This is a genomic window from Chryseobacterium gregarium DSM 19109 (assembly GCF_000430845.1).
Taxonomy (GTDB): Bacteria; Bacteroidota; Bacteroidia; order Flavobacteriales; family Weeksellaceae; genus Chryseobacterium; species Chryseobacterium gregarium.
In genome coordinates, this window is the sequence record NZ_AUMU01000011.1 from 134546 (window position 1) to 147135 (window position 12590).

12 protein-coding genes are annotated in these 12590 nt (G+C 35.7%); 8 read left to right on the forward strand and 4 right to left on the reverse strand.

The features are described 5' to 3' along the window. Positions 1-90: 90 nt before the first annotated feature. The 6 genes from rocD to H561_RS0113725 all read left to right on the forward strand — a co-directional run bounded on the left by rocD (position 91) and on the right by H561_RS0113725 (position 6507). Positions 91-1338 (forward strand): ornithine--oxo-acid transaminase, encoded by a 1248-nt coding sequence (rocD, locus tag H561_RS0113700; RefSeq protein ID WP_027387526.1) that lies wholly within the window; start codon positions 91-93, stop codon positions 1336-1338. Positions 1339-1576: 238 nt separating this feature from the next. Then, positions 1577-2341 carry a glycosyltransferase family 2 protein gene (locus H561_RS0113705; protein WP_027387527.1) on the forward strand — a complete coding sequence of 255 codons (765 nt, stop codon included), beginning with the start codon at positions 1577-1579 and terminating at the stop codon, positions 2339-2341. Positions 2342-2345: 4 nt separating this feature from the next. After that, positions 2346-3326 carry a glycosyltransferase family protein gene (locus tag H561_RS0113710; RefSeq protein WP_027387528.1) on the forward strand — a complete coding sequence of 327 codons (981 nt, stop codon included), beginning with the start codon at positions 2346-2348 and terminating at the stop codon, positions 3324-3326. A 31-nt stretch (positions 3327-3357) separates the two neighbouring features. Next, positions 3358-4347 (forward strand): hypothetical protein, encoded by a 990-nt coding sequence (locus tag H561_RS0113715; RefSeq protein WP_027387529.1) that lies wholly within the window; start codon positions 3358-3360, stop codon positions 4345-4347. Further along, positions 4344-5291, forward strand: a complete 948-nt coding sequence (locus tag H561_RS0113720; RefSeq protein ID WP_027387530.1) for a hypothetical protein — start codon at positions 4344-4346, stop codon at positions 5289-5291. Before H561_RS0113715 ends, H561_RS0113720 begins: the two co-directional genes overlap by 4 nt. A 4-nt stretch (positions 5292-5295) precedes the next feature. Further along, positions 5296-6507 carry a glycosyltransferase gene (locus H561_RS0113725; protein ID WP_027387531.1) on the forward strand — a complete coding sequence of 404 codons (1212 nt, stop codon included), beginning with the start codon at positions 5296-5298 and terminating at the stop codon, positions 6505-6507. Positions 6508-6521: 14 nt separating this feature from the next. Here the strand turns inward: H561_RS0113725 and H561_RS22510 are convergent, their stop codons facing one another. From H561_RS22510 to H561_RS0113745, 4 genes are read right to left on the reverse strand one after another with little or no spacing between them, the layout of a single operon-like run. Beyond that, complete coding sequence (locus tag H561_RS22510) at positions 6522-7745, reverse strand: glycosyltransferase family 4 protein (RefSeq protein WP_051349385.1); 1224 nt, start codon at positions 7743-7745, stop codon at positions 6522-6524. Between the two features lie 7 nt (positions 7746-7752). Beyond that, entirely contained in the window at positions 7753-8406 is a 654-nt protein-coding gene (locus tag H561_RS0113735) for a glycosyltransferase (RefSeq protein WP_027387533.1), read from the reverse strand. Next, on the reverse strand, positions 8406-9584 hold the full coding sequence (locus H561_RS0113740) for a glycosyltransferase family 2 protein (RefSeq protein WP_027387534.1): 1179 nt from the start codon (positions 9582-9584) through the stop codon (positions 8406-8408). The genes H561_RS0113735 and H561_RS0113740 overlap by 1 nt, the downstream gene beginning before the upstream one ends. Further along, positions 9585-9932 (reverse strand): phosphomannose isomerase type II C-terminal cupin domain, encoded by a 348-nt coding sequence (locus H561_RS0113745; RefSeq protein ID WP_027387535.1) that lies wholly within the window; start codon positions 9930-9932, stop codon positions 9585-9587. A gap of 121 nt (positions 9933-10053) precedes the next feature. On the opposite strand from H561_RS0113745, the gene gltX reads away from it, so the two are divergent. Together gltX and H561_RS0113755 are read left to right on the forward strand one after the other, a co-directional pair. Next, on the forward strand, positions 10054-11559 hold the full coding sequence (gltX, locus tag H561_RS0113750) for a glutamate--tRNA ligase (protein ID WP_027387536.1): 1506 nt from the start codon (positions 10054-10056) through the stop codon (positions 11557-11559). A gap of 48 nt (positions 11560-11607) precedes the next feature. Further along, positions 11608-12564: an acetyl-CoA carboxylase carboxyltransferase subunit alpha gene (locus H561_RS0113755; protein ID WP_027387537.1), complete on the forward strand. Its 957-nt coding sequence runs from the start codon at positions 11608-11610 to the stop codon at positions 12562-12564. Positions 12565-12590: the final 26 nt, after the last annotated feature.

Consider the following 12590-nt stretch of genomic DNA (forward strand, 5'->3'; position numbering starts at 1 on the left):
TGAACATTCTTACATCAGTGTACTTTCCAGTATTTCGTTTCTGTTGAGCCATCTCATTTATAATACTTAAATTTGCCGAAATTAAAATATATGTCAACAGCAGAAACATTTAAGGATTCACAATATTTCATTGAACTTGAAGATAAACATGGAGCCCATAACTACCACCCTCTTCCCGTAGTTTTAGACAAAGGGGAAGGTGTTTTCGTATGGGATGTGGAAGGCAAGAGATATTATGATTTCCTTTCAGCCTATTCTGCTGTCAACCAAGGACATTCCCATCCTAAGATCGTAGAAGCTTTGGTAACCCAGGCAAAGAAGTTAGCTTTGACATCAAGAGCTTTTTACAATTCAAATTTGGGAGAATACGAAAAAAAGATCACCAGCCTATTTGGGTTTGACAAAGTTCTTCCTATGAATTCGGGAGCTGAAGCAGTGGAAACTGCAGTAAAATTAGCCAGAAAATGGAGCTATGAGGTCAAAGGAATTTCAGAAAATGCAGCTAAAATCATTGTATGCGAAAATAACTTCCACGGAAGAACAACCACCATTGTTTCTTTCTCCAATGATCCGGATGCAAACCAGAATTACGGGCCTTTTACACCCGGTTTTATTAAAATTCCGTATAATGATATTGCCGCTTTAGAAGACATTTTAAACCGGGAAGCCGGAAATATTGCCGCGTTTCTGGTAGAACCTATTCAGGGTGAAGCAGGAGTGTATGTTCCGGATGAAGGTTTCCTGAAAAAAGCATCAGACATTTGTAAAAAACATAATGTCCTGTTCATTGCAGACGAAGTACAGACCGGAATTGCAAGAACGGGAAAATTAATTGCCTGCCATCATGAAGAAGTTCAGCCGGATATCCTGATTTTAGGGAAAGCCCTTTCCGGAGGAATGTATCCTGTCTCAGCGGTTTTGGCCAACAATGAAATCATGAATGTCATCAAACCCGGGCAGCACGGTTCCACTTTTGGAGGAAACCCGATTGCCTGTGCAGTAGCCATTACTGCTTTAGAGGTTGTGAAAGAAGAAAAACTTTCTGAAAGGGCTGAAGAATTAGGTCAGCTGTTCAGATCTGAAATTGAAAAAATCATAGAAAAAAATTCACTGATCACCAAAGTGAGAGGAAAAGGTTTATTAAATGCCATTTTAATCAATGATTCCCCTGAAAGTTCCACAGCATGGAATCTCTGCCTTCAATTAAAAGAAAACGGGCTTTTGGCCAAGCCTACCCACGGAAACATTATCAGACTGGCTCCGCCATTGGTAATTACGGAAGAACAGTTGATGGAGTGTGTGAAAATTATTGAAAAAACGATTGTAGAATTTCAATAACAGGTACTTCTCTACCGTTATTCATTACAAGAAGAAGATTAAATTAATGTTTAATTCTGGAAAATTCGGCTTTTTGATTTGCTTTCAGAATCGGTAAGAGGATAATTATCTGCCGCTAAAAATTCTTACGACCCGTAAAGGATTTACATAGAGGACAAGATTAACTGATGCATTTTAAATTAAAACTTATCTTTGAAGTATAAACACCTGTTTCGGAAACAGATAAAACCAATTTGGGATGACAGAAAACGTTGTGATGGATGTAAGCGCTTTAATCATAACACATAATGAAGAAAAAAACATGCAGGAAGTACTTGAGTGCTTCGATTTCTGTGAGGAAATTATTGTTGTCGATTCATTCAGTACTGATAAAACCGTAGAGATTGCAGAAAAGTTTCCGAAAGTAAAAATCATTCAGCATCCGTTTGAGGATTTTACTAAACAGAGAAATCTGGCCCTGGATGCAGCAAAGAATGATTGGGTGCTGTTTCTTGATGGAGATGAACGGATTACGCCTGCGTTAAGAAAAGAAATTATAGAAGAGCTGAATAAGGCAAAACAGAAAGATGCATATTATTTTTACAGGAAATTTTACTTTGCCAAAAAGCCTGTTCATTATTCAGGAACACAAACCGATAAAAATATAAGACTGTTCAGAAAATCAAAAGCAAGATATGCAGAGGGAAAAAAAGTTCACGAAACCCTGGAAGTCAATGGAAACATCGGTGAACTGAAAAATAAACTTCTTCATTTTTCCGTTAATGATTATGAGTCTTATAAAGAAAAAATGATTCATTACGGAGTACTGAAGGGTCAGGAACTTGCCGCAAAAGGAAAAAAGTTCAATCCTTTAACCCAATACTCCAAAACCGCGTTCAAATTCTTTAAGGCATATATTTTGCGTTTAGGTATTCTGGACGGAAAAGAAGGTTACCAGCTTTCGTACCTCCAGTCATTAAGCGTCTTTGAGACTTATGAATCATTAAGAAAGGTACAAAATTGATTGAATGAAGATTTGTGTAATTAGTTTCGATTTTTGGGGATATGACGAGCACATCGTGGAAGCATTACGTGCAAAAGGCATTGATGCTCATCACATTAAAATAGGAGATGTTACCCATTCCAATTTTAGTGAAAGGGCTACGAATGCGGTAAGTAAAATCTTCCTCAACAAAAATCTGAAAACTGAAAAGCGGCAGAAATTTGTTCTGGATTCTTTAAAACAGCTTGGCCATCAGGATCAGATTTTAGTCTTAAATCCCGACACTTTTGATGTATCAACCTTAGAAAACATAAGAAAATATACAGATCGGCTTATTACCTATCTTTATGACAGCCTGGAAAGATTCGCTGTAGAAAACGAAAAACTTGATCTGTTCGATAAAATTTTCTCTTTTGATATTGCAGACAGCAGAAAAAACGATTTTGAAAAACTGACCAATTATATTTATCTTCCTCATTTAAGAAATGAAGTTCAAAATCCGTTAATGGATCTTTTCTATGTCACCTCTTACGACAACAAAAGAATTTCAATGATCAAGCTGCTTGCAAAAAAACTGATTGAACTCAATCTTAAATTCCAGATTATGGTGATTGGAAAAAAAGGCTGGAAACATCAGTTAAAAAACATATTCATCCCTATTCCTGAACAGTTGCATATTATCTTCAGCGTCAAAAAAATATGTCATAAAAAACTTCCTGAATATTATAAAAATTCAAAAGTCTTGCTGGATCTTACACGGGAAAATCAGCACGGCCTGAGCTTCCGGGTTTTCGAAGCAATGGCATTAGAAAAAAAGATCATCACTGATAATGAATACATTAAGAGTTACGATTTCTACAACCCGAACAATATTTTGGTTTTAAATGAAACCTGCACCAATCTGGACCGGTCTTTTTTTGAATCGTCTTATGAAAAAATCGATGATGCCGTTTACTATAAATACACAATTGAAAATTGGATAAATGTAGTTTTTAAATTACATTAAAGCCGTTATCATATTTAGAACTATTAACCTCATGATTACCTATACCAATCAATCTAAAATCATCATATTTTGTCCTCCAAACAGCGTAACCGGAGGCCCGGAAGCCTTACATCAATTGGCTGATAAATTATATCGTCTTGAGGTTAAAAACGTATTCATGCATTACATTCCTGAAAAAAAAAATGCAAAGCCCGAAAATTATAATGTTTATCAAACGACTGAAATAGCCGATGTTGAAGACAAATCGCAAAACATTTTGATTATTCCGGAATCCATGACTTTTTTGGTGAAAAAATATCCCAAAAGCCAAAAAGTAATTTGGTGGCTGAGCGTGGATTTTTATAAAATTTTAATGGATCACAGAATAAAAAGGCAGAGCTTTTTTACAAAACTATTCTATCCGCAAAAAGACAAAGAATACTATTTTGAGCATTTGCCGAATGTTTTCCAATGGGCACAATCTTATCGTTCTTCGATATATATTAAAAATCATGGCATTCCCGAAAACCAGATAGATTTTGTGTGTGATTATATTAATCCGAGCTTTTTAGCCAATAAAGAAGCCATACAAAAAGATCTTACCAATAAAATAATATTATATAACCCTAGAAAAGGGAAAAAGGAAATTTCTCAGTTAATAAAGGCTTCGCCGGAACTTAATTGGGTTGCTATTCAAAATATGAATGCCGGTCAGATACAGGATTTAATGGCAAAATCTTTACTGTATGTTGATTTCGGAGAAAACCCGGGAAGAGACAAAATGCTGCGTGAATCTGTATCTCAGGATTGCTGTATCATTTCCGGGAAAAACGGATCTTCTGCTTTTTATGAAGATTTAATGATTCCCGAAACTTATAAATTCAGTTTCAGTGAAGATAAAATTCCCGAAATTATTGCAATAATCAAGGACGTTCTAGAAAATTACCCTATCCATATTTCTCAGTTTGTAACTTACAAAAAAATGGTTTTAAACGAGGAAATTGCATTTGAAGAAAAACTGAAAGAAATATTTAAGAAATGACGTCAAAGAAAATTACATTAATTTATCCTTTTGCGTACGGTTATATTGATTTTGTCGTTCAGGAACTTCAATCCCATAAAAATATTCAGGTAACGGATATTAAAACCGATACCATAAAATATACTTACCCAAATATTTTTGTGAAAATATGGAACGGGATTACTAAATTATTCGGAAGCAACATCAAAAAAAAATATTTCAGTAACCGAATTTTAGAGCAGATTACGGACAAACAAGATATTATTTTTGTGATCAGACCTGATATGTTGGAGGTTTCTTTATTAAAGGAATTAAAGCAGAACACAAAAACTTTTATTGCTTATTTTTATGACAGCTGTAAAAAATATCCTAAACAGCTTGAAATAGTCCATTTTTTTGATGAAATCTATTCCTACGAAAAAGAAGATATAGAAAAGTACCATTTTATTGAAACATCTAATTTTATTTATGATGAAAAATTAGAACCTGCAGAACTGAAATATGATATTTTCAACGTTTCATCTTATGATTCTAGAATTGATGAAATTGACAGAGTTTCAACAGAATTGTTTGATGCAGGTTTCAAAATTTATTTTGTCTTATTTTGGTTTGAAAAATTGATGTATCCGCATTTGATTTCCACTACAGAATATCTTTCTCTCAAGGAAACCAAGAAACTTATTTCTCAGTCAAAAGCCATGATTGATATTCAAAGACAGGATCAGAAAGGACTTTCTTTCAGGACTTTTGAAAGTCTAGGATATCGAAAAAAATTAATAACGACCAATATTGCCGTGAAAAATTACGATTTTTATCATCCTGATAATATTTTGGTCATAGATAGCAATAATCTAAATCCTGATGAAATTAAAAAATTTCTGGAATCAGATTATGTAGAAATTGCTCAGGACATTATTAACAAATATACTGTCGGGAGCTTTACAAAGAAAATATTCAAATTATAACAGTATGGGGATCAAGAGAAAAATAAAAAATTACATCTATTTAAAAAATCATTATCCTTTATCAGAGAAGACCATTATTCCTGATGAAAATAAAAAAAACATACTGATTGTAGACAGCCAGATTCCGACATTTGATAAAGATTCTGCATCAAACAGAATTACGGAAATTGCAAAATTCCTGGCGAAACACTATAACGTCTACTTAATGGATTGGCGAAAAGCAATTCCAAAAGTAGAATCAAAAAAATATATTAAAAACCTAAATGAACATAATGTCATGGTCTATACTCCATTCATAGGCAAGTATGGCATCATGAAAGGTAAAAAGCATTTCATCAATGCGCTTATCCCAAAACTTGATTTTGTATGGTGTCACAGACCTGAGCTTTTTGAGCATTATTTAGAATTTTTCAGAGAAAAAGCTCCAAAAGCGAAAATCATTTATGATATGGTTGATATTCATTATCTGCGAATGGAAAGAGGTCTTGAAATTAAATATGATGAAGCCAGAGCCAAGGAACTTGTTCATTATAAATACATTGAAACCGAACTTTGTAAACAAGCCGATAAAATTGCCGTAATCAGTGACAAAGAAAAAGAGTTTATGAAGGCTTTTGTGGATCAATCCAAACTGTTTACCGTAAGCAATGTTCATAATTTAAAAGTAAAACCGGAAGAGATGCCGCCTTTTGTAAAGCGTGACGGAATTTTCTTTATCGGTACTTTTTTACATGACCCTAATGTAGATGCCGTTGAAATTTTATACAATAACATCATGCCTCTGGTTTGGAAAGTTCTGCCTGATTTAAAAATTACAATTATCGGGTCAGAAGCTCCCGAACATATCAAGAAAATGAATTCTGAAAAGTTTGAAATCGCAGGTTTTGTTGAGAATATTATTCCGTATTACGAAAAATGTTTTGCTTCGGTTTCGCCTTTACGTTTCGGTGCAGGGGTGAAAGGTAAGATCGGGCAGGCTTTGGAATACACCCTTCCCGTATTAACCACTGAGATCGGCGCAGAAGGGATGTTTCTGGAAAACGGAGTTACAGCATTGATCTCAGGCAACGAAGATTATCAAAAATTTGCAGACAACATTATTGAAATCTTTACCAACGAATCGACGTGGAATACCCTTCACAACAATTCGGAAAAAGCAATTTATCCGTTTTCAATCGAAGCTCAGAAAGAAGAAATTTTTGAAATGTTGAAGTAATTGGGGAAGCTTATTTATGAATTATTGATTTTTTCATAAATCGTAACGAGTTGATTGGCGCTTTTTTCCCAGGAAAATTGCTTTGAGCGCTCTAATCCTTTTCGGGCATACTCTTCTCTTAAAGATTCATTCAGATACAGGTTCAGCATGGTTTGAGACAATGCTGTTTCATCATTGGGATCCAGTAGAATGCCGGCATCTCCTACAACTTCCGGCAACGATGATGTGTTGGAAGTAACAGTTGCAACGCCGCATTGCATGGCTTCTAAAGGTGGCAGTCCAAAACCTTCGTAAAGCGACATATAATAAAAAGAGTGGGCATGACTGTACAAACTTGCAAGATCTTCATCCGGCACTCTTCCTGTAATTATAATTTTATCTTTTAACTCCTGTGCATTATTATATTCGTCAAAAATTTTATCGTAATCCCAACCTTTTGCGCCTACCAGAACCAGCCCTAAATCATCAATTCCGTTTTCTTTGATCAGTTTTAAAAAAGTCCGAATTACAAAATCTACATTTTTACGCGGTTCCAAAGTACCCACACTCAGAAAATATTTATCCGGAAGGATATACTTCATTTTAATCAGATTAAATTTCTCTTCGTTTTTACAAACATAAAAAAGTGATTTTGAAGCTGCCAGTAAATTAACAAAAACATGATCAGGATTAAGCTGAGGAGCATACTTGAGTAAATCCCTCTTTGTATTTTCGGACACACAAACTGCATATCCATCCTTTCCGATACTTGCAATAATCTTTTTTATAAGATCTGACGTGAAATGCAGATCGGGAAATAAAATCGGGATTAAATCATGAACCGTCACAACCCTTTTTAAATTCGGATATTTTCTGATTTCATCATTAACAGGAAAATAAAAAGAATGAAAAATATTGGCTTCCTCGAAAACATTTTCAAAATGGTCGTTTTTGTAATTAAAAACACCCATTTTTTTATAGAAATACCTGAACATCTTCTCTTTTCTTAAGGGCAGAAATTTTCTTTTAGTCCTTTTATTGGCTCCTTTTATTTTTATGGAATTATCCACAAAAAAATCATCCAGTTCTTTTGTGGTGGTCTCATTATTAAATAAACTTAAATGAGCATACGATGTATCAACAACCCTGTTATTGCTTAATTCCTTAAAAAATTCAAAGGTAACCCGGAAAATTCCGGTCCGGTTATCTTTGTAGAAATCCGCAATTACGTCGGCATCTAAAATTACTTTTATACTCATAAAACAGTTATACAATCGTGTCGTAAAAAGAATTTTGTTGTTCCTGTCTTTTTATTTCTTTAATGTGCAGGAGACACATTGAATAATCGGATGATGGCAATCCTGCTATTATTTTGTAATTACAGAGCTTTTCGTGTACCTTATTTTCCCATTTAATCCCTTTATTCAGACGGAAAATCCGGTGCTGGTAATCCGGGAAATTAATATATCCTTCTTCGTTCACCTGCCAGTTCCACTGTTTTATATGGCTGTCTGTGATTCCTTCCACAATATTCACCCTCGGCACCATAAAAACATCTTTCTTCCTGTTTTTAAACAGGTGAAATTTTATTTCTTTCAGGAGAGATGCTTTCGGAATTTCGTCTGCATCTATTTGAAACAGATATTTCTTTTTCGCAGCTTTTATCAGGTTATTTTTAAAGGTCGCAAAATCACCATCAAGACGGGCTTCCAATCTGACAATCGTATCGCCATACTTATCTAAAACATCGGCAACCTGCCGGTTCTTGTTGGTAACATCCTGCAGAACAATCACCTCATCATCTTTATCAATTAAAGGAAGTAAAGTATTTAAAAGCTGGGTAATTTCTTCAACTTCATTATTTACCGTAATTCCATAGGAAATTTCAGGTAAGGGCAATATCTTTCTTAACAGTTTCATTAAATTTCTAATTCTTTATGGATGAATGATTTTTCAATTCTTTCCGGTTGATTAAAGAAAATTAAAGGCCGGTATGGCTTTATAATTTTTAAATAAAATTTATGAAAAAGATTCGGGTTAAGGTAATCTTTTTTATTTTCCGTAATAATCGCCGATATATTTGAAATCGAATTTAATGTTTTAGCATTCAGAGCTTTTCCATTCACATGCACCATTACGTCATGTTTTTTAAGTTCTGAGATCGGCCTTATCTTTTCTCTTAGATCATATTTGGTATGAGCCTGCTCTTCATTTATATAATCTTCAAAAGGAAAATCGGTATAGATAACTTTTGCAAAAGGTTCCAGTTCAGAAAGTTTTGCAACGTTTCCATTATTTAATATTATTCCAACATCATACGTTAAAGGTATTGATCCGCTTTTAGACCCCCACTTTCTAATATAATTTCGTTGGGATTTCTCTTCTATAGCTTTTGTTTTATTTTCATATTCCTTGGAAAACCTTGAAGTTTTGCTAACGAAATGATACACCAGAGCTCTGTTCAGCTGAACAGTTTCCAAACCTAGGAATTTTAAACGGATAATAAGATCGTCATCTTCGCAGAACATCGGATTGAAAAGATTGTCCAGCCCTCCGATCTCAATCAAATTATCCCTTTTTACACATAAGAAAAATGATGAATGTGATGTGGGAGCAGTAGAATTCTTAACATTTGAAATATATTCATTTTCAAAATCGAAAAATTTTTCAAAATCAAATAAATGAATATCATCGCCAAAATCCCGGGTCAGTTTCCAATCCCGGAAATCTCCGGTGAAGACAGGGGGTTCCGTAACTTTATAAAAATTAACATGATCTTCTGACAGATCTTCTGATAAATTCTTTAGAAAATGCTTTCCCAGAACCATGTCGTTATGTAAAAAACACACAAACTTCTTTGTAGAAATCTCTGTCGCCTTATTATAGGTATCGGATAATGTTTTACTTTCCTCGGAATAATAATATTTTAAAAACGGATCATTTAAACTGTCCATCCACCGGTGTGTGCCGTCTGTACTTCCAAAACTCACAAATACAATTTCAACACCCGGATATAACTTTCTTACATTTTCGTAAAAAATCTTAGTGTATTCCAGATTATTCTTCAGACCGATTAAGAAAGATATATCCTGAGTCATTTATATCGTCCTGTTATATTCGTCCTCAATCCTCACAATATCATCTTCCCCGAAATAAGTTCCCGTCTGAACTTCAATGAAGACAACAGGTTTTTCAGAAAGGTTCATCATGCGGTGTTTTGCCCCTAACGGAATAAAAATACTTTCTCCGTAGGCCAGTTTAATTTCTTTATCATCCAGAACAACAGTCGCGTCCCCCTCAATGATCGTCCATTGTTCCTGCCTTTTATGGTGGTATTGATATGACAGCTTGTGTCCCGGATTTACCTCAATCCGTTTCAGTTTATAATTCGGCTCATCTGCCAGCACAAAATATCTACCCCAGGGTCTTTCTCCGATTTCTAACATAGTTGTTTTTCATTAATTTATACAAATGTAAATATTCAAATCAAAAAACCCAATAACCAAAACATTAAACCTCCTTAAAACGCATAATTTTGAGTAAATTTGCACCAAAATTTTAATTGATATGGGGAAAGTAAGAGTACGTTTTGCTCCAAGTCCTACCGGACCTTTACATTTGGGAGGCGTAAGAACTGCATTATATGATTATCTTTTTGCTAAAAACCAGGGCGGAGAGTTTGTATTGAGAATAGAAGATACGGACACCGCAAGATATGTGGAAGGCGCAGAAGAGTATATTGAAGAGGCCCTTGAGTGGTGCGGGATCATTGCAGATGAAAGCCCTAAAAAGGGAGGAAAATTCGCCCCATACAGACAATCCGAAAGAAGAGATATTTACGACCGGTATACAGCGCAGATTCTGAAAACAGAATATGCTTATATCGCTTTTGATACTGCTGAAGAACTGGATACCATCCGTGCAGAATACGAAACCAGAGGAGAAGTGTTTTCTTATGACAACAAAACAAGAAACCGTCTAAAAAACAGCATTACCCTTTCAGAAGAGGAAGTTCAGAAACTGCTTGATGAAAATATACCGTACGTGGTAAGATTTAAAATGCCTGTTGACAGAACTTTAAATCTTGTAGATATCATCCGCGGGAATTCTTCCGTAAATACCAATATATTGGATGATAAGGTTTTGGTAAAAAACGACGGAATGCCGACTTACCATTTTGCCAACATTATTGATGACCACGAAATGGAAATTTCCCATGTCATCCGTGGGGAAGAATGGCTGCCGTCTTTAGGCCTGCATACTTTATTGTATGAAGCCATGGGCTGGGAAGCGCCTCAGTTTGCCCATCTTTCATTAATCCTGAAGCCTGAAGGCAAAGGAAAACTGAGCAAAAGGGATGGTGATAAGTTCGGGTTCCCTGTGTTTCCTTTAAATTTTAGCGATCCTGCAACAGGGAACATTTCCAAAGGCTACAGAGAAAGCGGTTACCTTCCGGAAGCTTTTATCAATATGGTTGCCCTATTGGGCTGGTCTCCCACAGATGATAAGGAAATCATGTCAATTGATGAAATGACAAAAGAATTTGACCTGTATAAAGTTCATAAAGCCGGAGCCAGATTCAGCAAAGAGAAATCAGAATGGTTCAATCATCAGTATCTTCAGCTAAAGTCCGATGAAGAACTGCTTCAGATTTTAAAAAAATCCGATGTAAACCTGACGGTTGAAGATGAAAAATTATTGAAAATTATTCACCTGATGAAAGAAAGGGCCACTTTCCCTACCGATATTTATGAAAACGGAAAGTTTTTCTTCGAGGCACCGACAGCTTATGACGAAAAAGCTTCAAAAAAAGCATGGAATGATGAAACTTCTTCAGTTTTAGGTGAACTGGCTTCAAACCTGGAAGCAGCTGAATTTAATGCAGAGAATATAAAAAAAGCCGTTCAAGATTTCGCAGAAAACAAAGGTCTGGGGATGGGTAAAGTGATGATGCCTTTGCGTTTAGCGCTGGTGGGAGAACTGAAAGGCCCGGACGTTCCGGATATCCTCGAAATCCTTGGTAAAGAGGAAAGTATCTCCAGAATACATAATGCAATCAATAATTTTAAATAGAATTTCATAATTTTTCATACATTTGAAAGATTTAATTTACTTCAAGAAATGGAATATTTAAGTTTCGAGCTTCCTATCAAAGAACTGGTAGATCAACTTCAGACCTGTTCTTTAGTAGGGGAAGAAAGTGGTGTTGATGTAAAATTAGCATGCAGCCAGATTGAGGACAAGATCATAGAAAAGAAAAAAGAAATCTATTCTAATCTTACCCCTTGGCAGAGAGTACAACTATCCCGTCATCCGGATCGTCCTTATACATTAGACTATATCAGTGGAATGGTAGACAAAGGGAGCTTTTTGGAACTGCACGGAGACCGGAATTTCGCTGATGATCCTGCCATGATTGGAGGCCTGGCTACTCTGGATGGGCATAAGGTGATGATCATAGGAACCCAGAAAGGAAGAACCACCAAAGAAAGGCAGCACAGAAGATTCGGAATGCCCAATCCTGAAGGGTACCGGAAAGCCTTGAGGCTGATGAAGCTTGCGGAAAAATTCAGAATTCCTGTAGTAACTTTAGTGGATACACCGGGAGCTTATCCAGGGCTGGAAGCTGAAGAAAGAGGACAGGGTGAAGCCATTGCCAGAAACATTTTTGAAATGACGATGCTGAAAACGCCTATTTTCACCTACATCATCGGTGAAGGGGCCAGCGGCGGAGCATTGGGAATCGGTGTAGGAAATAAAGTTTATATGCTGGAAAACACCTGGTATACAGTAATTGCACCGGAAAGTTGCTCATCAATTCTCTGGAGAAACTGGGACCATAAGGAAGATGCTGCGAATGCATTAAATCTTACACCCCAGGATGCTTTAAGAGAAAAATTCATTGACGGAATTGTAGAAGAACCTCTGGGAGGCGCACACTACGACCCACAGACCGCTTTTTTACATCTGAAAAGTTCAATTATTCAGAATATCAAAGCCTTCTCAAAATTCACAGGAAAGGAACTGGAAACTCAAAGGCAGGACAAATTCATTGCCATGGGCCAATACAAAGGATAAAAAATAAACGGCTAAGAAAAATTTCT

Coding starts and splice junctions, on each gene's coding strand:
- rocD (WP_027387526.1), top strand. CDS start 91: ATGTCAACAGCAGAAACATTTAAGGATTCACAATATTTCATTGAACTT.
- H561_RS0113705 (WP_027387527.1), top strand. CDS start 1,577: ATGACAGAAAACGTTGTGATGGATGTAAGCGCTTTAATCATAACACAT.
- H561_RS0113710 (WP_027387528.1), top strand. CDS start 2,346: ATGAAGATTTGTGTAATTAGTTTCGATTTTTGGGGATATGACGAGCAC.
- H561_RS0113715 (WP_027387529.1), top strand. CDS start 3,358: ATGATTACCTATACCAATCAATCTAAAATCATCATATTTTGTCCTCCA.
- H561_RS0113720 (WP_027387530.1), top strand. CDS start 4,344: ATGACGTCAAAGAAAATTACATTAATTTATCCTTTTGCGTACGGTTAT.
- H561_RS0113725 (WP_027387531.1), top strand. CDS start 5,296: ATGGGGATCAAGAGAAAAATAAAAAATTACATCTATTTAAAAAATCAT.
- H561_RS22510 (WP_051349385.1), bottom strand. CDS start 7,745: ATGAGTATAAAAGTAATTTTAGATGCCGACGTAATTGCGGATTTCTAC.
- H561_RS0113735 (WP_027387533.1), bottom strand. CDS start 8,406: ATGAAACTGTTAAGAAAGATATTGCCCTTACCTGAAATTTCCTATGGA.
- H561_RS0113740 (WP_027387534.1), bottom strand. CDS start 9,584: ATGACTCAGGATATATCTTTCTTAATCGGTCTGAAGAATAATCTGGAA.
- H561_RS0113745 (WP_027387535.1), bottom strand. CDS start 9,932: ATGTTAGAAATCGGAGAAAGACCCTGGGGTAGATATTTTGTGCTGGCA.
- gltX (WP_027387536.1), top strand. CDS start 10,054: ATGGGGAAAGTAAGAGTACGTTTTGCTCCAAGTCCTACCGGACCTTTA.
- H561_RS0113755 (WP_027387537.1), top strand. CDS start 11,608: ATGGAATATTTAAGTTTCGAGCTTCCTATCAAAGAACTGGTAGATCAA.